General features: G+C 61.6%; 20 protein-coding genes and 1 pseudogene. 5 read left to right on the top strand and 16 right to left on the bottom strand.

The features are described from left to right. Positions 1 to 2: 2 nt before the first annotated feature. The 4 genes from J1N02_RS12605 to exbB form a co-directional block, all read right to left on the bottom strand. Positions 3 to 923 carry a LysR substrate-binding domain-containing protein gene (locus tag J1N02_RS12605; protein WP_421147387.1) on the bottom strand — a complete coding sequence of 307 codons (921 nt, stop codon included), beginning with the start codon at positions 921 to 923 and terminating at the stop codon, positions 3 to 5. A 142-nt stretch (positions 924 to 1,065) separates the two neighbouring features. Further along, positions 1,066 to 1,815: a TonB family protein gene (locus J1N02_RS12600; protein WP_027608280.1), complete on the bottom strand. Its 750-nt coding sequence runs from the start codon at positions 1,813 to 1,815 to the stop codon at positions 1,066 to 1,068. Further along, on the bottom strand, positions 1,812 to 2,237 hold the full coding sequence (exbD, locus tag J1N02_RS12595; RefSeq protein ID WP_003195519.1) for a TonB system transport protein ExbD: 426 nt from the start codon (positions 2,235 to 2,237) through the stop codon (positions 1,812 to 1,814). The genes J1N02_RS12600 and exbD overlap by 4 nt, the downstream gene beginning before the upstream one ends. Positions 2,238 to 2,243: 6 nt before the next feature. Then, positions 2,244 to 3,224, bottom strand: a complete 981-nt coding sequence (gene exbB / locus J1N02_RS12590) for a tonB-system energizer ExbB (protein WP_027608281.1) — start codon at positions 3,222 to 3,224, stop codon at positions 2,244 to 2,246. Positions 3,225 to 3,414: 190 nt separating this feature from the next. Between exbB and J1N02_RS12585 the strand changes: the two genes are divergently transcribed. Beyond that, a complete protein-coding gene (locus tag J1N02_RS12585) occupies positions 3,415 to 4,266 on the top strand; it encodes an SDR family oxidoreductase (protein ID WP_098480716.1) in 852 nt (283 codons plus the stop codon). A gap of 29 nt (positions 4,267 to 4,295) precedes the next feature. Here J1N02_RS12585 and J1N02_RS12580 read toward each other — a convergent pair whose 3' ends face one another. The 6 genes from J1N02_RS12580 to J1N02_RS12555 all read right to left on the bottom strand — a co-directional run bounded on the left by J1N02_RS12580 (position 4,296) and on the right by J1N02_RS12555 (position 9,592). Next, entirely contained in the window at positions 4,296 to 5,039 is a 744-nt protein-coding gene (locus J1N02_RS12580; protein WP_027608283.1) for a hypothetical protein, read from the bottom strand. 56 nt (positions 5,040 to 5,095) lie between these two features. Next, positions 5,096 to 5,476: a RidA family protein gene (locus J1N02_RS12575; RefSeq protein WP_003176922.1), complete on the bottom strand. Its 381-nt coding sequence runs from the start codon at positions 5,474 to 5,476 to the stop codon at positions 5,096 to 5,098. Between the two features lie 24 nt (positions 5,477 to 5,500). After that, positions 5,501 to 7,606: a bifunctional GTP diphosphokinase/guanosine-3',5'-bis pyrophosphate 3'-pyrophosphohydrolase gene (gene spoT / locus J1N02_RS12570; protein ID WP_005792489.1), complete on the bottom strand. Its 2,106-nt coding sequence runs from the start codon at positions 7,604 to 7,606 to the stop codon at positions 5,501 to 5,503. A gap of 60 nt (positions 7,607 to 7,666) precedes the next feature. After that, positions 7,667 to 7,930 (bottom strand): DNA-directed RNA polymerase subunit omega, encoded by a 264-nt coding sequence (gene rpoZ, locus J1N02_RS12565; RefSeq protein ID WP_017735757.1) that lies wholly within the window; start codon positions 7,928 to 7,930, stop codon positions 7,667 to 7,669. A 167-nt stretch (positions 7,931 to 8,097) separates the two neighbouring features. Beyond that, on the bottom strand, positions 8,098 to 8,718 hold the full coding sequence (gene gmk / locus J1N02_RS12560; protein ID WP_027608284.1) for a guanylate kinase: 621 nt from the start codon (positions 8,716 to 8,718) through the stop codon (positions 8,098 to 8,100). A 10-nt stretch (positions 8,719 to 8,728) separates the two neighbouring features. Further along, on the bottom strand, positions 8,729 to 9,592 hold the full coding sequence (locus tag J1N02_RS12555; protein ID WP_065926714.1) for a YicC/YloC family endoribonuclease: 864 nt from the start codon (positions 9,590 to 9,592) through the stop codon (positions 8,729 to 8,731). A 204-nt stretch (positions 9,593 to 9,796) separates the two neighbouring features. Here J1N02_RS12555 and rph point away from each other — a divergent pair, with 204 nt between their 5' ends. Then, a complete protein-coding gene (gene rph, locus J1N02_RS12550) occupies positions 9,797 to 10,519 on the top strand; it encodes a ribonuclease PH (RefSeq protein WP_027608286.1) in 723 nt (240 codons plus the stop codon). 22 nt (positions 10,520 to 10,541) lie between these two features. After that, positions 10,542 to 10,910, top strand: coding sequence for a DUF4870 domain-containing protein (locus J1N02_RS12545; RefSeq protein ID WP_027608287.1), 369 nt, complete (start codon positions 10,542 to 10,544; stop codon positions 10,908 to 10,910). 58 nt (positions 10,911 to 10,968) lie between these two features. Here the strand turns inward: J1N02_RS12545 and J1N02_RS12540 are convergent, their stop codons facing one another. Further along, a complete protein-coding gene (locus tag J1N02_RS12540; protein WP_003195493.1) occupies positions 10,969 to 11,748 on the bottom strand; it encodes an exodeoxyribonuclease III in 780 nt (259 codons plus the stop codon). 82 nt (positions 11,749 to 11,830) lie between these two features. On the opposite strand from J1N02_RS12540, the gene pyrE reads away from it, so the two are divergent. After that, the gene (gene pyrE / locus J1N02_RS12535; RefSeq protein ID WP_421147386.1) at positions 11,831 to 12,478 is read left to right on the top strand and encodes an orotate phosphoribosyltransferase; all 648 of its coding nucleotides are present in this window, start codon (positions 11,831 to 11,833) and stop codon (positions 12,476 to 12,478) included. Between the two features lie 62 nt (positions 12,479 to 12,540). Here pyrE and argB read toward each other — a convergent pair whose 3' ends face one another. From argB to coaBC, 4 genes and pseudogenes are all read right to left on the bottom strand, one after another. Next, a complete protein-coding gene (argB, locus tag J1N02_RS12530) occupies positions 12,541 to 13,446 on the bottom strand; it encodes an acetylglutamate kinase (RefSeq protein ID WP_015886532.1) in 906 nt (301 codons plus the stop codon). Positions 13,447 to 13,464: 18 nt separating this feature from the next. Continuing rightward, positions 13,465 to 14,886: pseudogene (locus J1N02_RS12525) on the bottom strand (phosphomannomutase/phosphoglucomutase); the annotation flags it as partial. Positions 14,887 to 15,126: 240 nt separating this feature from the next. Beyond that, positions 15,127 to 15,582 carry a dUTP diphosphatase gene (gene dut / locus J1N02_RS12520; RefSeq protein WP_027608290.1) on the bottom strand — a complete coding sequence of 152 codons (456 nt, stop codon included), beginning with the start codon at positions 15,580 to 15,582 and terminating at the stop codon, positions 15,127 to 15,129. Positions 15,583 to 15,587: 5 nt separating this feature from the next. Next, positions 15,588 to 16,796 (bottom strand): bifunctional phosphopantothenoylcysteine decarboxylase/phosphopantothenate--cysteine ligase CoaBC, encoded by a 1,209-nt coding sequence (gene coaBC, locus J1N02_RS12515; protein ID WP_027608291.1) that lies wholly within the window; start codon positions 16,794 to 16,796, stop codon positions 15,588 to 15,590. A gap of 143 nt (positions 16,797 to 16,939) precedes the next feature. On the opposite strand from coaBC, the gene radC reads away from it, so the two are divergent. Further along, positions 16,940 to 17,614 carry a RadC family protein gene (gene radC, locus J1N02_RS12510; protein ID WP_027608292.1) on the top strand — a complete coding sequence of 225 codons (675 nt, stop codon included), beginning with the start codon at positions 16,940 to 16,942 and terminating at the stop codon, positions 17,612 to 17,614. Positions 17,615 to 17,641: 27 nt separating this feature from the next. Here the strand turns inward: radC and J1N02_RS12505 are convergent, their stop codons facing one another. Next, a complete protein-coding gene (locus J1N02_RS12505; RefSeq protein WP_098480718.1) occupies positions 17,642 to 19,234 on the bottom strand; it encodes an ABC transporter substrate-binding protein in 1,593 nt (530 codons plus the stop codon). Positions 19,235 to 19,327 lie beyond the last annotated feature (93 nt).

The raw sequence follows: 19,327 nt of genomic DNA, 5'->3' as shown, positions 1-19,327 counted from the left end.
ACTTAGCTCGCAGCAGGCGGCTTGGCCACCGAACACAGGCGGATCGAGTCGGCGAGGATCTCAATGGCTTTGGGCCGTGGGAAGCTGGCGCGCCAGGCAATCGCCACGGTACGGAACGGCACCGGCGGCGTCAGTGGACGCACTTCGATCACGCCGGGGGCGTAGTGATGGCTGTCCACTGCCGACAGCGGCAGGATCGAGATACCCAGGCCGGAAGCGACCATATGCCGGATGGTTTCCAGGGAGCTGGATTCCACGGTGGTGTGCTTGGCGCCGTCGTTGCCTTTGGTCAGGGTCGGGCAGGCTTCCAGCACCTGGTCGCGGAAGCAGTGGCCTTCGCCGAGCAACAGCAGGCTCTTGTCGTTGAGCAGGCCGGCGTCGATGGTGTCTTTTTGCGTCCACGGATGGGAGGCGGGCATCAGCACGTAGAACGGCTCGTCGTAGAGCGGCAGGGTCAACACATCCGCTTCGTTGAACGGCAGGGCGATGATGATCGCGTCCAGCTCGCCGTTGCGCAGTTTGTCGCGCAGCACGTGGGTGAAGTTTTCTTCGATATACAGCGGCATCTGCGGCGCGACGCGGTGCAGTTGCGGGATCAGGTGCGGGAACAGGTACGGGCCGACGGTATAGATGGCGCCGACTTTCAGCGGTGCAGTCAGCTGGTTCTTACCGGCCTGGGCCATTTCACGAATGCTTTGCGCCTGTTCCAGCACCTTCTGGGCCTGGGCAACGATGCCTTCGCCCACTGGGGTGAGGCGCACGGCGCTTTTGCTGCGCTCGAAAATCAGCACACCGAGTTCGTCTTCAAGCTTTTTCACGCCCACCGACAGCGTCGGCTGGCTGACGTGGCAGCGTTCGGCCGCGTGGCCAAAGTGCTGCTCTTGGGCGAGGGTAACGATGTAGCGTAATTCTGTAAGAGTCATAGCGGGCGTCCATGAGGTTGCGGGCCAAGCATACCGGCTGCAATCGATAGACGCACGTTATCAGAACTTTGCTGGGGATTGAGCGGGGAATGCGCGGGATTTTGCTGAGAGTGGCGAGGGGTGTCCCTCGCCACCATCATTTTCAGCGACGACGTTTTTCGATGTTGTACACGAACGGTGCAACGATCTCGATGCTGCCGCCCTTGAGCATGTCGGCCGGCGGCTTGGGCAGCGGCTGGGCGCGACGGATCATGTCCAGGGTGGCGCGGTCCAGGTCGGCGTTGCCGGAACGCCCCACCAACTCGTAGGACAGCACGTTACCGTCGCCATCCACCACGAACTTCAGGCGGTTCAGGCCTTCCTTGCCACGGGCCTGGGCACCTGGCGGGTACTTCTTGTACTTCTGCAAGTGTGCCAGCAGGGTGCCTTCCCAGGACGCTTTGGCGGCGATCTGTTGCGGCGACGGGCCAGGTACGGGCTGGGCCGATTTTTCAGCCGGTGCCTTGGTGGGCGGAGCGTCGCTCGGCGGGTCCTCGGAGGGTTTCTCCTTGGGCGGCTCGATCTTTTTCTCCACCGGCTTGGGCGGCTGCGGTTTAGGCTTGGGCTTGACCGGCTTGGGCACCTGGATCGTTGGCTTGGGCGCCTCGGCCAGTTTCGGCAGGGGCAGCTCTTCCACCGGTGCAGGCGGTTGCGGCGGCGTTACCACTTTCGGCGGCGCCGGCGGCGGCGGTGCAGGCATCGGGGCCAGGTCGATGACCATGGCCGCCGGCGGCAACTGCACCGTGCGCGGCGCTGACCAGTGGAGCGCGATGGCAATCGCGACGGCATGCACGCCCAGCACGACGGCGAGGCTGGTGCCATAACGCGTCAGTTTGTGGCGCGTCGTGATCATTTCTTGGCTGCCGTCTCAAGTCCGACCAGGCCTACCTTGAGGTAGCCGGCTGCCCGCAGGGCATCCATCACGCTCATCAGGTCGCCGTAGTCCACGCCTTTGTCGGCCTGGAAGAAGATCGTCGTGTCCTTCTTGCCTTGGGTCTTGGCATCGAGCACCGGCCCCAGGGTTTCGGCCTTGACTTCTTCTTCGCCCAGGAACAGGCGTTGGTCCGCCTTGACGCTGAGGAAGATCGGTTTCTCCGGCCGCGGCGCAGGCTTGGCGCTGGAGGCGGGCAGGTCAACCTTGATGTCCACGGTGGCCAATGGAGCGGCCACCATGAAGATGATCAGCAGCACGAGCATCACGTCGATAAACGGCGTGACGTTGATTTCGTGGTTCTCGACGAGTTCGTCGTCGCCTTGATTCAAATGCAGGCCCATGGCCGATTACCCCACTTTCACCATGTGCGGTTGCGAGCTGCGCTCGGTAGGCAGGTGATCGAGGTCGCGGCTGACCAGCAGCAGGACTTCTGCCGACGCATCCGATACCTGGGCCTTGTAGCCGGCAATCGAACGGGCGAAGACGTTGTAGATCACTACCGCAGGAATCGCGGCGACCAGGCCCAGGGCGGTTGCCAGCAGGGCTTCGGCGATGCCGGGGGCGACGACGGCGAGGTTGGTGGTCTGGGTTTTGGCGATGCCGATGAAGCTGTTCATGATGCCCCAGACGGTACCGAACAGGCCGACGAACGGCGCGGTGGAGCCGATGGTCGCCAGCACGCCGGTGCCGCTGCTCATGTTACGGCCGCAGGCTGCAACCAGGCGTTCCAGGCGGAACGCCACGCGCTCCTTGATGCCTTCTTTTTCACGGGTGTTGGCCGACAGGCGCATTTCTTCCAGTGCGTCGTGCACCAGGGTGTTTGCCAGGGTGCCTTTCTTGGTCGCGCTTTCGCTGGCTTCCTTGAGGGTGGTGGCTTTCTTCAGGTGGACGATTTCAGCGCGCAGACGGCGCTTGGCACCCAGCAGCTCGAAGCCTTTGGCGATCCAGATGGTCCAGGTAATGATCGACGCGATGGCCAGGCCGATCATCACGGCTTTCACCACCACGTCAGCATTCTGGTACATACCCCATGGCGACAGGTCGTGGGCCATGCCCAGGGTGTTGTCTTCTTCCAGCACGACACCGGTTTCGTCGGCGGCGGCTGGGGATGCAGCCTGGGCCGGGTCGGTGGCCGCGGGGGCAGCAGCGGGTGCGGTTGGAGCCGCAGCATTGTGCTCGGCGGCGGCCGGGGTAGCCGGGGCGGTGGCATCAGCGAATGCGGCGGTCGGCGCCAGCAGTACGCTGAACAGCATCGCAGCAATCGCACGCCAGGCGCGGGATGGGCTGTGAAGCGTGGTTGGCGAAGCGGGGGTTGTATTACGTGTCATGCTGGCCGGACCTGAGAGAAGAAAATGAGTGATCGTCCTTCCAGACCCAAAAGGGGTCGAGGACAAATGGGCGGTTATTATTGCAAGTAATTCTTGTTAACAGAAGTAATACAGTAACTTTATTTGCCCTTTTTCTGGCCGCCGGTCTGCTGCGAGGGCTAATCTAGACCTTTAAGAACGGAGTTTTATGATGTCTGTGCCTTCTGTTGTGATTGCCGGATGTGGCGATGTGGGTAGTCGGCTGGCTAGCCAATTGCTGGCCTCGGAATGGGAGGTTCATGGCCTGCGGCGCGATATTTCGCGCCTGCCCGAGGGGGTGATCGGCATTGCCGGCGACCTGTTCAACAAGGATTGCCCTGACACCTGGCCGATCGGCGGGGTGGATTACCTGGTGTACTGCGCCGCCGCCACCGACCACGATGAGGCCGGTTATCGCGCCGCTTACGTGCAAGGTCTGCAGCACGTGCTGGAGTGGCTGAAGGATTATGGCCAGGAGCCCAAGCATCTGCTGTTTGTATCCAGCAGCAGCGTATACGGGCAGCAGAATGGCGAGTGGGTCGACGAAACCTCCGAAACCCAGGCCAAGGGTTATTCCGGGCAAGTCATGCTGGAGGCCGAGCAGGTGGCACTTAACAGTGGCATTCCTGCGAGCGTCGTGCGGTTGACCGGCATTTACGGTCCTGGTCGCGAATGGCTGCTGACCCAGGTGCGCCAGGGGTACCGTGTAGCGCTTGATCCACCTTTATATGGCAACCGTATACACGCCGATGATGCGGCGGGCTTGCTGGCATTTTTGCTACGCCACGTGGAGCAGGGCGGTTCGCTGGATAAGGTCTATATCGGCGTCGATGACGCACCGGCGCCCTTGGCCGAGGTGGTGGCCTGGCTGCGTGACTACCTGGGCGTCACTGAGTGGTCCGAGGACGCGAGTGTGCGGCGTGCGGGCAGCAAGCAATGCAGCAATGCCCGGATAAAGGCGCTGGGGTGGACGCCCACGTATGCGAGCTACCGCGAAGGGTACGCAGCCATTCTTAAAGGCTGAAATGCGGTTAAAAATGTGGGTGATGACTGCTATTGCTTTTCAAGCAGCCATTGACGCGGCCCGGGAGTGAACTGAGGCACTTCGTCCGCCTGTGCGGTGTTGATCGCCTGGAAGATCTCCAGCTGCTTGCCTTTGCGCATGAAGATCCACGGGTTGCCCACGCCGTTGAGCTGCAGCCACATGCTGTCGTAGCCGCCGCTCATGGAGGCACAGTCACCGGCCAGGCACAGAGAGTACCGATCAACATTGGGCAGACCGGCGACCTTGCCGTCAGGCTGGAACTGGACAGTGGCACCGTTGCCGAAGCCGTCGGTGATCTTCCAGTCGCCGCCCATATAGGCTGCGTACAGGGCACGTTCGAAGTTGGCACCCAGCGGCGCGCCTTCCGGTGCAGGTTCCTTGGCGCGGGCGAAGAGCTGCTCGGGCTCGTTATCGTTGGCCACTTGCAGCAGTTGCCTGCCTTTGCGCTTGAGTTCAGTGGCGGAGCTGCCGTAGAAGTCGACGCTCCAGGCACCGGACTGTTCGCCGAGCAACTTGCCTTCGGCGACTTCAAAACCGTTGTAGTAACGTGCCTGCGAAGCCTTGGGGTTGACCTCCCACTCGAGGTTCGGGCCATAGCTTTGCAGCGCTTCACGCAAAGGGCCGCCCTTGGCTGCCGCATCGATGGCGACCTGGTTGATCCAGGTGCCGCTCACATCCTGGTTGGCAGGGTTGCTGGCGCAGCCGCCGAGCAACAGGGCGAGCAACGAAGAGGCTACAAGCGCTTTGCGCATCATGAAATCCTTTTAAAACGAAGTCGGCGCAGCCTGTGGAGGCTGCGCCGGGTGTTTTACTCGATGACCAGAATTGCGTCCATCTCAACCTGCGCGCCCTTTGGCAGGGCGGCCACACCAATGGCGGCACGGGCTGGGTACGGTTGTTCGAAGTACTTGCCCATGATCTCGTTGACCTTGGCGAAGTGGCTTAGGTCGGTGAGGAAGATGTTCAGCTTGACGATGTCCTTGAACGAGCCGCCGGCAGCTTCGGCCACGGACTTGAGGTTTTCGAAGACCTGTACGGTCTGGGCTTCGAAGCCTTCCACCAGTTCCATGGTCTTTGGGTCCAGCGGAATCTGGCCGGACATGTAGACGGTGTTGCCCGCCTTGATGGCCTGGGAGTAAGTACCGATGGCGGCTGGGGCCTTGTCGCTGGTGATAACGGTCTTGGTCATGAATGACTCCTTGTAATGGATGGGCTACGCACGCATGCGGGTGATGCGGATCACACCGGTCAAGGCGCGCAGTTTCTTGATCACGCGGGCCAGATGCACGCGGTCATGCACGCTGACCACCAGCTGGACCACGCTGATGCGACCATCGCGCTCGTCCATGCTGATTTTCTCGATATTGCCGTCGGCCGCGTTGACGCTGCTGGCCAGCAGGGCGATCAGGCCGCGCTGGTGTTCCAGCTCCACGCGCAGTTCGACGTTGAATTCGCCGGTGACATCCTTGGCCCACGAGAGTTGGATGCATTTTTCCGGGTTGTGGCGGATCTCGGTGATGTTGCGGCAGTTGTCGAGGTGAACGACCATGCCCTTGCCGGCCGACAGGTGGCCGACAATCGGGTCGCCAGGGATCGGCGTGCAGCATTTGGCATAGCTGAGCACCAGGCCCTCGGTGCCGCGAATCGCCAGCGGGCCTTCCGGGCTTGGCAGTTGTTCGCCTTCACCCAGCAGGCGGCGGGCGACCACGTAGGCCATGCGGTTGCCCAGGCCGATATCTTCCAGCAGGTCCTCGATGGTTTCCTGGCGATACTCATGGAGCATCGCTTGCACGCGCTCTTGCGCAATCTTGTCCAAGGCGCTGTCGAAACCGTTGAGCACTTTGTTCAGCAGGCGCTCGCCCAGGCTGATGGACTCGGAGCGGCGCTGCAGTTTCAGTGCGTGGCGGATGTGTGTGCGCGCCTTGCCGGTAACCACGAAGTTCAGCCACGCCGGGTTCGGGCGCGCACCCGGTGCGCTGACGATCTCCACAGTGGAGCCGCTTTGCAGCGGTTCCGACAGCGGGGCCAGGCGCCGGTTGATCCGGCAGGCAATGCAGCTGTTGCCGACGTCGGTGTGTACCGCGTAGGCAAAGTCGACCGCAGTGGAGCCTTTGGGCAGCTCCATGATCCGGCCTTTGGGCGTGAACACGTAGACCTCGTCCGGGAACAGGTCGATCTTCACGCTTTCGATGAATTCCAGGGAGTTGCCGGCACGTTGCTGCATTTCCAGCACGCCCTTGACCCATTGGCGGGCGCGGGCATGGGTGCCTTTGGGCTGCTCGTCGCCGCTGGATTTGTACAGCCAATGGGCGGCGATGCCGTTGTTGGCCATCTCTTCCATTTCCCGGGTGCGGATCTGGATCTCGATCGGCACCCCGTGCATACCGAACAGCGTGGTATGCAGCGATTGATAGCCGTTGGCCTTGGGAATGGCGATGTAGTCCTTGAAGCGCCCCGGCAGGGGTTTGTACAAATTATGTACCGCACCGAGGACGCGATAGCAGGTATCGACCTTGTCCACGATGATGCGGAACGCGTACACGTCCATGATCTCGTTGAAGGCCCGGCGCTTGCCGCGCATCTTCTTGTAGATGCCGTAGATATGCTTCTGCCGGCCGCTGACCTCGCCCTCGATCTCGTCGATCGCCAGGCAATGGCTCAGGGATTCTTCGATCTTGTTGACGATTTCCTTGCGATTGCCCCGGGCGCGCTTGACGGCCTGGTAGATGCGCGCCGAACGCATCGGGTGCATGGCCTTGAAGCCGAGGTCTTCGAACTCGATACGAATGGCGTGCATGCCCAGCCGGTTGGCGATGGGCGCGTAGATTTCCAGGGTTTCCTTGGCGATGCGCCGGCGTTTTTCGCCGGACAGCACTTCCAGCGTGCGCATGTTGTGCAGCCGGTCGGCCAGCTTGACCAGGATCACCCGGATGTCCCGGGCCATGGCCATGGCCATTTTCTGGAAGTTTTCCGCCTGGGCTTCGGCCTTGGTCTCGAAGTTCATCTGGGTCAGTTTGCTGACCCCGTCGACCAGTTCGGCCACGGTTTCGCCAAATTGCGCACTGAGCGCTTCCTTGGCAATGCCGGTGTCTTCGATCACGTCATGCAGCATCGCGGCCATCAGGCTCTGATGGTCCATGTGCATGTCGGCCAGGATATTCGCCACCGCAAGGGGATGGGTGACGTACGCCTCACCGCTTCGGCGGCGTTGGCCGTCGTGGGCTTGTTCGGCGTAGAAATACGCTCGGCGGACCAGGTTGACCTGGTCGGGGCCGAGGTAGGCCGATAAGCGATCGGCGAGGGCGTCTATGCTCGGCAAAGTGTGAACTCCTGCCGAAGGCTGTGACCCCGCGCCGTGCTACGTCGACCAGGCATAGGCTTAGACGGCCTCGTTGGACTCGTCCTCGAACGCTGCAAACAACGGTTCGTCTTCAACGATTTCAGCGTTGGCGATGAACTCGTAGCTCATCAGGCCTTCAGCGATTTCACGCAGGGCTACAACGGTAGGCTTGTCGTTTTCCCACTGGACCAGGGGCTCTTTGCCGCCAGTGGCCAGTTGACGGGCACGCTTGGTAGAGAGCATGACCAGCTCAAAGCGGTTTGCCACGTGGTCTAGGCAGTCTTCAACGGTTACGCGGGCCATGATATTCCTCGGAGCGAATGCAAGATGCGCGCTGCCCGGTTGGGCGAGCGGACTGAGCAGTTTAAAAAATCACCAGCGTTTAGGGAAGCGCTGATTTTTCGCAGACCCTCGCAAAACCGCTGCAAGCGCCAATGTAAAGCCCTTGCAGCGGTTTTGGGAAGGGCCAATCAGCCGAGCAGTTCGGCGAGTAATTTGCCGAAACGCTGCTGTTGACGCTTTTGCTGGAGCTGATTGGCGCGGAAAATCGCCTTCAGGTCATCCAGCGCGTGGGAAAAATCGTCGTTAATGATCAGGTAGTCGTAGTCGACATAGTGGCTCATTTCGCTGACAGCTTCCCGCATGCGGCCTTCGATGATCTCGTCGCTGTCCTGGCCACGGTTGGTCAGGCGCTGGTGCAAGGCTTCGAGCGACGGCGGCAGGATAAAGATCGAGCGTGCCTTGGGCATCAGCTGGCGCACTTGCTCGGCACCCTGCCAGTCGATTTCCAGGATCAGGTCGTGGCCTTCGTCCAGGGTCTGCTGCAGGTGGCTCTGCGAGGTGCCGTAGAGGTTGCCGAACACCTCGGCGCGCTCGAGGAAGTCGCCATGCTCGATCATCTTGACGAACTCGGTGCGCTCGACGAAGTGATAGTGCACGCCGTTCACCTCGCCCGGACGCATGGCGCGGGTGGTGTGGGAGATCGAGATGCGAATCTGCTCGTCAGCGTCGGTCAGGGCCTTGACCAGGCTGCTCTTGCCCGCGCCCGAAGGGGCGGAAATGATGTACAGGGTGCCGGTGCTATGGGTCATGGAGGTTGCCTTACTCAATATTCTGTACTTGTTCGCGCATCTGCTCGATCAACACCTTGAGGTTGACCGCCGCCGTGGTGCTGCGCGGATCGAAAGCCTTGGAGCCCAGTGTATTGGCTTCGCGGTTGAGTTCCTGCATCAGGAAGTCCAGGCGCCGACCAGCGGCGCCGCCGGACTTGAGCACCCGGCGCACTTCGAGGATGTGGGTGCTCAGGCGATCCAGTTCTTCGGCGACATCGCTCTTCTGCGCGAGCAGCACCATTTCCTGCTCCAGGCGCACGGGGTCGAGGTCGGCCTTCATGTCGGTGAAGCGGTCGAGGACCTTCTGGCGTTGGGTGGCGAGCATCTGCGGTACCAGCTCGCGCAAGGTGACCACGTCTGCTTCGATCGACGTCAGGCGCTCGTTGATCAGTCGGGCCAGTTCGGCGCCTTCACGCTCGCGGCCAGCCTTGAGTTCCTTCAATCCCTGGGTGAACAGGGCGAGGGCTTCGGCATTGAGGGCTTGCGGATCGGAGGCGTCGGCCACCAGCACGCCGGGCCAGGCCAGCACTTCCAGAGGGTTCAGTGCGGCGGGCTGCTTGATCAGGCCGGCGACGGTTTCGGCCGCGGCGACCAGTTGCGCAGCGCGCTCGCGGTCTACCTGCAGCGGCTTGCCGGTGGTTTCTTCGGTAAAACGCAGGGTGCATTCCAGCTTGCCGCGGGAGATGCCCTGGCGCAGTGCCTCACGCACGGCGCCTTCGAGGTCGCGGAAGGATTCCGGCAGGCGCAGGTGCGGCTCCAGGTAGCGGCTGTTGACCGAGCGCAGTTCCCAGCTCAGGGTGCCTTGGGCGCCGGCTTTTTCGACGCGGGCAAAGGCGGTCATGCTGTGCACCATGGAGGTACCTCGCGATGCAGTCCCGCGAAAGCGGGCTGATGGGTAAATTGAAGCCGACAGGCTGCGAAGGCGCGGGATTGTAGCGCAGTGGGGCGGGCGCGCCCAAACCCTGGGCATTCGTAAGCAGATTTTTAGCAGTGCCCCGAATCGGCTCGCGGCTCTATAATGCTCGGCAGTTTTTCGTCCTCAGTACAGGTACCCCCTATGAAACGTCCAAGTGGTCGCGTTGCCGATCAGCTCCGCTCGATCCGCATCACCCGCAACTACACCAAACACGCCGAGGGATCCGTACTGGTCGAGTTTGGCGATACCAAGGTTATCTGCACCGTCAGCGTTGAAAATGGCGTGCCGCGCTTCCTCAAGGGCCAGGGCCAGGGTTGGCTGACCGCCGAATATGGCATGCTGCCACGCGCCACCGGCGAGCGTAACCAGCGTGAAGCCAGCCGTGGCAAGCAAGGCGGCCGTACCCTGGAAATCCAGCGCCTGATCGGGCGCTCCCTGCGCGCGGCCCTGGATATGACCAAGCTGGGCGACGTGACCCTCTACGTCGACTGCGACGTGATCCAGGCCGATGGCGGTACGCGCACCGCGTCCATCACCGGCGCCATGGTGGCGCTGGTCGATGCGCTTAAAGTCATCAAGAAGCGCGGCGGCCTGAAAGGCGGCGACCCACTGAAGCAGATGATCGCCGCCGTATCGGTGGGCATGTACCAGGGCGAGCCGGTGCTGGACCTGGATTACCTGGAAGACTCGGCTGCCGAGACCGATCTGAACGTAGTGATGACCAGCACCGGTGGTTTCATCGAAGTGCAGGGCACCGCCGAAGGTGCGCCATTCCAGCCGGCCGAGCTGAACGCCATGCTGGCCCTGGCCCAGAAAGGCATGACTGAGATCTTCGAACTGCAGAACGCCGCACTGGCTGACTGAGTACGCCTCAAGGAGAAGCGCCATGAATGACAGCCAAATGCCGGTGCCTACGCCTTCCTACGAGGTGCGTCAGGGGGCAATGTTGTGCCATCTTGCTGCGTTCCTGGGGTTTGTATTCCCCTTCGGCAGCGTCGTGGGGCCGCTGATCCTGTGGCAGATGAAAAAAGAAGTGGATCCGTTCATTGACGACCAGGGCAAGGAGGCACTGAATTTCCAGATCACCGTAGCCATCGCCTGGATCATTTGCATCGTGCTGGCCTTCGCGGTCATTGGGTTTTTCCTGATGACGGCCCTGGTCATCGCAAGCGTGGTGCTGACGATCATCGGCGCAATCAAAGCCAACAAAGGGATCGCCTATCGCTATCCCTTGACCTGGCGCCTGGTCAAATAATCAACACCCACAAAAAAACCGACAGCGATGTCGGTTTTTTTGTGCCTGGATAAAGACCCTAGATGGTCAGTGTCCAGTCGTAGTCCACGATCAGCGGCGCGTGCTGCGAGAAGCGCGGCTGGCGCGGCAGGCGTGCACTGCGCACGAACCGGCGCAGACCCGGGGTCAGCAACTGGTAGTCGAAGCGCCAGCCCAGGTTGAGCATCTCAGCCTGTTCATTGTCTGGCCACCAGCTGTACTGGTCGCCTTCGCGGCTGACTTCGCGCAGCGCATCCACATAGCCCATGTTGCCGACAATCTCGTCCATCCAGGCCCGTTCCGGCGCCAGGAAGCCCGGGGATTGCTGGCTGTCACGCCAGTTCTTGATATCCAGCTTCTGTTGCGCCACGTACAGCGAGCCACAGTAAATGTACTCGCGACGTTTGCGTCGCTGTTTATCCAGGTAACGGGCGAAATCGTCCATTAGCTTGAACTTCTGGTTCAAGTCTTCATCGCCGTTCTGCCCCGAAGGAAGCAGCAAGGTCGCGATGCTGACCTTGTCGAAATCGGCTTGCAGGTAGCGCCCGTAGCGGTCGGCTGTCTCGAAGCCGAGGCCGCTGATGACCGCCTTGGGTTGCAACCGCGAGTACAAAGCCACGCCACCTTGGGTGGGCACTTCGGCATCGCAGGCATAAAGGAAGTAGCCATCCAGTTGGAAGGCTGGGTCGTCCAGTTCAAAGGCGGAGGCGCGGGTGTCCTGCAGGCAGATGACGTCGGCATTCTGAGCTTGCAGCCAACTGAGCAAACCACGCTCGACTGCAGCCTGAATACCATTAACGTTCACACTGATGATCCGCATAAATGGCCCCAAAAATCGCGTGCGTGTATGATACACGCCGTCTACCTAATTAGCTAAATCCGTGGTATCTGAGGCTTTTTTCATGCAGGCGTATCAACGCGATTTCATTCGTTTTGCCATCGATCGCGGGGTTTTGCGCTTCGGTGAGTTCACCCTCAAGTCCGGGCGCACCAGCCCGTATTTCTTCAATGCCGGCTTGTTCAACTCGGGTTCGGCCCTGGCTCAGCTGGGGCGTTTCTACGCGGCAGCCATCGTTGAAAGCGGTATTTCCTTCGACGTGCTGTTTGGCCCGGCCTACAAGGGCATCCCCCTGGCGGCTGCAACGGCCGTGGCCCTGGCGGAACATCATGGGCGCGATCTGCCATGGTGCTTCAACCGCAAGGAAGCCAAGGCCCATGGCGAAGGCGGCAGCCTGGTGGGCGCGCCGCTTACCGGCGATGTATTGATCATCGATGACGTGATCACGGCCGGTACGGCTATCCGTGAGGTGATGCAGATCATCGCGTCCCAGGACGGCGCCAAGGCCGCCGGTGTGCTGATCGCGCTGAACCGCCAGGAGCGTGGCAACGGTGAGTTGTCGGCGATCCAGGAAGTGGAGCGTGATTTCGGTATTCCAGTGCTCAGCATCGTGTCGCTGAACCAGGTGTTGCAGTTCCTGGAAGACGATCCGCAGCTCAAGCAGCACTTGCCGGCAGTTAAGGCGTATCGCGAGCAGTTCGGCGTTCAGTAATCGCCGAACCATAAAAAAGCCCCGCTCAACCAGGTTGAGCGGGGCTTTTTGTTTTCAGCGTTTTAAGGGCGCTTGCGATTACTGATCAGCGTGCCCACACCCGTATCGGTGAAGATTTCCAGCAGGATTGCATTCGGCACCCGGCCATCCAGGATCAGCGAGCTGCCGACGCCGCCTTGCACCGCTTCCAGCGCGCAACGGATCTTCGGCAGCATGCCGCCGTAGATTGTGCCGTCGGCGATCAGTTCGTCCACTTGTTGAGTGGTCAAACCGGTCAGCACCTTGCCTTCCTTGTCCATCAGGCCGGCAATGTTGGTCAGCAGCATCAGCTTTTCAGCCTTCAATGCTTCGGCCACCTTACCCGCCACCAGGTCGGCGTTGATGTTGTAGGACTCACCGTTGGCACCCACGCCGATCGGCGCGATCACCGGGATGAAGTCGCCCTTGACCAGCAGGTTCAGCAGGTCGGTGTTGATGCCGATCACTTCGCCTACCTGGCCGATATCGATGATTTCCGGCTGGGTCATTTCCGGCGTCTGACGGGTAACGGTCAGTTTTTTCGCGCGGATCAGCTCGGCGTCCTTGCCGGTCAGGCCAATGGCGCTGCCGCCGTGGCGGTTGATCAGGTTGACGATGTCTTTGTTCACCTGGCCGCCGAGGACCATCTCCACCACGTCCATGGTCTGCGCGTCAGTGACGCGCATGCCATCGATGAAGTGACTCTCGATCGACAAGCGCTTGAGCAGGTCGCCGATCTGCGGGCCGCCGCCGTGGACCACCACGGGGTTGATCCCCACGGCTTTCATCAACACGATGTCGCGGGCAAAGCCGGTTTTCAGCTCGTCGCTTTCCATGGCATTGCCGCCGTACTTGATCACCAGCGTCTTGCCGACGTAGCGTCGAATGTAAGGCAACGCTTCGGACAGGACCTTGGCGGTGTTGGCAGCGGCTTCGCGTTCGAGGGTCATTCAGGGCTCCGGTAAAAATCAGAACGGTAATTGGAGATCAGGGGCAACACGTTTCAACTGGGCGTGGAACACGTCCTTGATGCGCTGCAACTCAGCCTCGGTATCCGCCTCGAAACGCAGCACCAGCACCGGTGTGGTGTTGGATGCGCGAACCAGGCCCCAGCCCTTGGCGTAATCGACTCGCACACCATCAATGGTGGTCAGGTGGGCGCCTTCGCCCCATTGCGCATCGTGCAGTGCGTCAATGATGCTGAATTTGCTCTCCTCGGTCACATGGATATTGATCTCTGGCGTAGAAATATCATTCGGGAAGGTCTGAAACAGCTCTTCGGCGGTGGATTTTTCCTTGCTGAGGATCTCCAGCAGACGGGCGGCGCTGTAAATGCCGTCGTCAAACCCGAACCAGCGCTCCTTGAAGAACACGTGGCCGCTCATTTCGCCGGCCAACAGTGCGCCGGTTTCCTTCATTTTCTTTTTGATCAACGAGTGACCGGTCTTCCACATTAGCGGACGGCCGCCATATTCCTTGATCAACGGGGTGAGGCGGCGGGTGCACTTCACGTCGAAAATGATCTCGGCACCCGGGTTGCGCGCCACCACATCGCGGGCGAACAGCATCAGCAGGCGGTCCGGGAATACGATCTCGCCGGTTTCGGTCACCACGCCTACGCGGTCGCCGTCGCCGTCAAAGGCCAGCCCGACGTCAGCACCGGTTTCCTTGACCTTGGCGATCAGGTCCACCAGGTTTTCCGGTTTGCCTGGGTCCGGGTGGTGGTTGGGGAAGTTGCCATCGACCTCGCAGAACAGCGGGATCACTTCGCAGTTCAGGGCTTCGAGCAGCTGCGGGGCGATTACGCCGGCCGCGCCGTTGCCGCAGTCCACCACCACTTTGAGGCGGCGTGCGAGTTTGACGTCGCCGGTGATTTCATCAGAGTAGCGCTGCAGGATGTCAACTTTGGTGATGCTGCCTTTGCCGCTGGTCAGGTCGTTGGTCTTCAGGCGGGTGTGCAGGGCCTGGATCTGTTCGTTGGCCAGGGTGTCGCCGGCGATGACGATCTTGAAGCCGTTGTAGTCCGACGGGTTATGGCTGCCGGTCAGCATTACCCCGGATTTGCCGGCCAGTACATTGGCGGCGTAGTACAGCGCGGGAGTGGGCACCAGGCCCACATCGCTGACATGGCAGCCGCTGTCGGCCAGGCCCTGGATCAGTTGTTCCACCAGTTCCGGACCGGACAGGCGACCGTCACGACCGACCGAGACGTTCGGCTCGTCCTGGGCCAGGCTCTGGGAACCAATGGCGCGGCCAATCCAGTAGGCGGTTTCGGCGGTCAGGGTCTTGGGGACTACGCCACGAATGTCATAGGCGCGAAAGATGCTGTCGGGGAATGTCGGGGCTACTCGGGCTGCGGTACTCATCGCGGGGGGAAACTCCATCTCAAGGGGGCAAGGCTGGCCTTAATGTGGCTGACCGGCAGGCTCAAACTGAAGGGTATGACGGTGTTTTCGGCAGAGAGTTCGTGGTGCAAAAGTGCCATCGGAGCTTGGCCCCTGTCTTTATTTCTGCGTAATGCATTGATTTCAAATGGGAAATCTCGCTGATAAAGTCCGCGCATTCTTCATCCTGAAAAGCCTTGCGGGGGCATCGAGCCGGGCAAAGGTGCCCGGCCAGGTTCAGCGTAGTCAGTGACTGCCGGAATGCCCAAAGCCACCTGCGCCGCGTTGGGTTTCGTCAAAATCCTGCACCAGTTCGAAGTGCGCCTGCACCACCGGCACCAGTACAAGCTGGGCAATGCGCTCGCCGACAGCGATGTTGAACGCCGTCTGGCCACGATTCCAGCACGACACCATCAACTCGCCTTGGTAGTCCGAGTCGATCAGGCCTACCAGGTTACCCAGCACGATACCGTGTTTGTGGCCCAGGCCGGAGCGCGGCAGGATCAGCGCAGCCAGGCCCGGGTCGCCGACGTAGATCGACAGGCCGGTGGGAATCAGGACGGTCTGGCCCGGCTCAAGGACGGTGTCTTGCTTGAGCATGGCGCGCAGGTCCAGGCCGGCGGAACCTGGGGTGGCGTAGGCCGGCAGCGGGAATTCGGTGCCGATGCGGGGGTCGAGGATCTTGGCTTGCAAAGCGTGCATGGAAATTAAACCTGGTTCAGCCGTTGGGCGATAAAAGAGATCAGTTGGCGGGCAATCTTGCCTTTGCTGGTCTGGGCGAAAAGAGTGGCGTGCAGCTCGCGGTCGATCACGCTGCAGGCGTTTTCCTCGCTGTTGAAGCCGATGCTCGGGTTGGCGACATCATTGGCAACGATCAGGTCGAGGTTTTTGTCTTTCAGTTTGCGTGCGGCGTAGTCGAGCAGGTGCTCGGTCTCGGCGGCAAAGCCGACACTGAACGGGCGGTCCGGACGCGTGGCAATGGTGGCCAGGATGTCCGGGTTGCGCACCATTTGCAGGAGCAGGCCGTCGCCGCTCGTAGGGTCTTTCTTGAGCTTTTGCGGGGCGACGACTTCCGGGCGGTAGTCTGCAACCGCTGCCGAAGCGATAAACAGGTCACAGGGAATGGCGGCCTCACAGGCGGCCAGCATGTCCCGGGCGCTGACTACGTCGATTCGCGTGACGCGATCGGGAGTCGGCAAGTGCACCGGACCGGTGATCAGGGTAACGCGTGCGCCTGCCTCGACCGCGGCTTCCGCCAAGGCAAAGCCCATTTTTCCTGAGCTATGGTTGGTGATGTAGCGTACCGGGTCGATGTTTTCCTGGGTCGGGCCTGCCGTAATCAGCACGTGCCGGCCGGTCAGGGCCAGGTGCTGGAAGCATTCGGCGGCGCACAATGCCAGGTCGGTGGCCTCGAGCATGCGGCCCATGCCGACATCGCCGCAGGCCTGGCTGCCGGAGGCCGGGCCGAACACCTTGAGGCCACGGCTTTGCAGGAGCTGGGTGTTGGCCTGGGTCGCCGGGTCACGCCACATGGCCTGGTTCATGGCCGGGGCGATGGCGACGGTGGCGTCGGTGGCCAGTACCAGGGTGGTCAGCAGGTCATCGGCGATGCCTTGCGCCAGGCGCGCGATCAGGTCGGCGGTGGCAGGGGCGATCAGTACCAGGTCGGCCCATTTGGCCAGTTCGATATGACCCATGGCGGCTTCGGCTGCCGGGTCCAGCAGGTCCAGGTGAACCGGGTGTCCGGACAGGGCCTGCATGGTCAGCGGAGTAATGAACTCACTGCCGCCGCGGGTCATGACCACGCGCACTTCGGCGCCCTGGTCGAGAAGCCTGCGGACCAGCTCTGCGCTCTTGTAGGCGGCAATGCCGCCGCCGACGCCGAGAACGATGCGTTTCCGATACAGACGCTGCATTGGTTTGCCTTTCCAGTTCAGTGAAGCCGGTTCAGTGACGCCTGCGATGCCCCCTCCCCAGGTGAAATCGCACGCAAAAAAGAGGGCCTACGATAACACAGCGCCCGCCCCGCAACAGCGGCGCACATGCACAGGGAGGTGGAATGAGTATTCGTGATTGGCCGGCGGCAGAGCGGCCGCGAGAGAAGCTTTTGGAGTGGGGTGCTGCGAGTCTGTCCGATGCTGAATTGCTGGCGATCTTCCTGCGCACCGGCGTAACCGGCAGGAGCGCGGTGGACCTGGCGCGCCATCTGCTGGCGCAATTTGGCGGTTTGCGCCCGCTGCTGGAAGCCAGCCAGGCGGTGTTCAGCCAGCAGTTGGGCTTGGGGCCTGCGAAGTTTGCGCAGTTGCAGGCGGTACTGGAAATGTCCCGGCGCCATATGGCCGAGCGCCTGCGCAGCGATTCGGTGCTGGAAAGCCCGGTGGCCGTGCGCAATTACCTCAAGTCGCTGTTGCGCCATGAGCCCCATGAAGTTTTCGGCTGTCTGTTTCTCGATTCAAAGCATCGGGTGCTGGGGTTCGAAGTGTTGTCCGAGGGGACCATCGACGCTGCCGTGGTCTACCCGCGGCAAGTGGTCAAGCGCGCCCTGGCCTATAACGCAGCGGCGTTGATTCTGTGTCACAACCATCCTTCCGGGAGCGTGGAGCCCAGCGCGGCTGATCGAAAATTGACCAAGCTGCTGCAAAAGGCCTTGGAAGTGGTGGATGTGCGGGTACTGGATCACGTCATCGTGGGGGACGGTGATCCGTTGTCGATGGCGGAATATGGGTGGATGTAAGCCCCCCCCTGGGGGCGGGCCTGGTTCTCAGGGCTTGACGCTGACCTTCGAGAAATCCTGGCGCCCGAAGGGGCTCACCTGGTAGCCCTCGACGTTCTTGCGCGCCAGGGCGAACGCCGTCGGGTGCGCCAGCGGCAACCACAGCGCCTGTTGCTGGATCTGCGCCTGGGCCTGCTGGTACAGCTTGCTGCGTACACCTTGTTCGCTGGTGGTCTTGCCGGCGCTGATCAGCTTGTCCAGCGCCGGATCGCAATAGCGGGCGAAGTTGGTGCCGGATTTAACCGCCGCGCAGGAAAACTGTGGGGTCAGGAAGTTATCCGGGTCGCCGTTGTCACCGGCCCAGCCCATGAACAGCAGGTCGTGTTCCCCCGCTTTAGCGCGGCGAATCAGCTCGCCCCATTCGATCACGCGGATCTCGGCCTGGATGCCCACCTTGGCCAGGTCCGCCTGCAGCAGTTGCGCGCCGAGGTTCGGGTTAGGGTTCAGCAGGCTGCCGGTGGGGCGCGTCCAGAGGGTGGTCTTGAAGCCGTCCTTGAGGCCGGCACGGTCCAGCAAGGCCTTGGCCTTGGCGAGGTCCTGTGGATAACCCGGCAAGTCTTTGGCGTAGCTCCAGGTATTAGGCGGGTACGGGCCGTTGGCGGCTTCGGCGGTGCCTTCAAACACCGCCTTGAGGTAGCTGCCCTTGTCGAAGGCCAGGTTGATGGCCTGGCGCACCTCGGGCTTGTCCAGGGGCGGGTGCTGGCTGTTGATGGCCACGAACGCGGTCATGAACGCTGCGGTTTTTTCTACCTTGAGTGCGGGGTCCTTTTCGGCCTCGCCCACATCCAGGGGCTTGGGCGACAGGGCGATCTGGCATTCGTTGCGGTGCAGTTTCTGCAGGCGCACGTTGGCGTCCGGGGTAATGGCGAAGATCAAGTTATCCACAGCCGGTTTGCCGGCGAAATAGTCCGGGTTGGCCTTGTAGCGCACTACGGCATCTTTCTGGAAACGGCTGAAGATGAACGGCCCGGTGCCGATCGGCTGGCTGTTGAGCTTCTCCGGCGTGCCGGCCTTGAGCAGTTTGTCGGCGTATTCCGCCGGGTAGATCGAGGCAAAGCCCATGCTCAGGGCCGCGAGGAAGGTGGAGTCGGCGTGATCGAGGGTAAAGCGTACGGTCAGTGGGTCGAGGGCATCGATCTTCTTGACCAGCGTTGGCAATTGCAGGGACTGGGCGTGGGGGAAGCCGCTCTGGGCGATCTTGTGCCACGGGTTGGCCGGGTCGAGCATGCGTTCGAAGCTGAAGCGCACGTCTTCGGCGGTCAGGGTGCGGCTTGGGGTGAAATACTCGGTGCGATGGAATTTCACGTCCGGGTGCAGCTTGAAGGTATAGGTCAGGCCATCCGGCGAGACGTCCCAGCTGTCCGCCAGGCTGGGTACCAGTTTGCCGCTGGCTGCGTCGTAGTCCACCAGGCGGTTCATCAGCACATCGGCCGAGGCGTTGGTGGTGGTCAGCGAGTTGTATTGCACCACATCGAACCCTTCGGGGCTGGCCTCGGTGCAGACGCTCAAGTTGCTGGCGGCAGAGGCCAGCGGCGCGATAAATAGAGGGGCTAGCAATAGCGGTAGGGCAGCGAGGCGCATGTTCGGTTTCCTTTGCAGATCGAAGGCCCATCTGCGAGTGCAGTCTGGAAAAGCCCTACCGTAGTGGTCTGGTTGAAAAATGACTAGCCCATT

Origin of the sequence: Pseudomonas sp. NFX5 (assembly GCF_049132125.1) — a bacterium.
Lineage (GTDB): Bacteria > Pseudomonadota > Gammaproteobacteria > Pseudomonadales > Pseudomonadaceae > Aquipseudomonas > Aquipseudomonas marginalis.
This window is presented reverse-complemented; position numbering and strand designations above follow the sequence as displayed.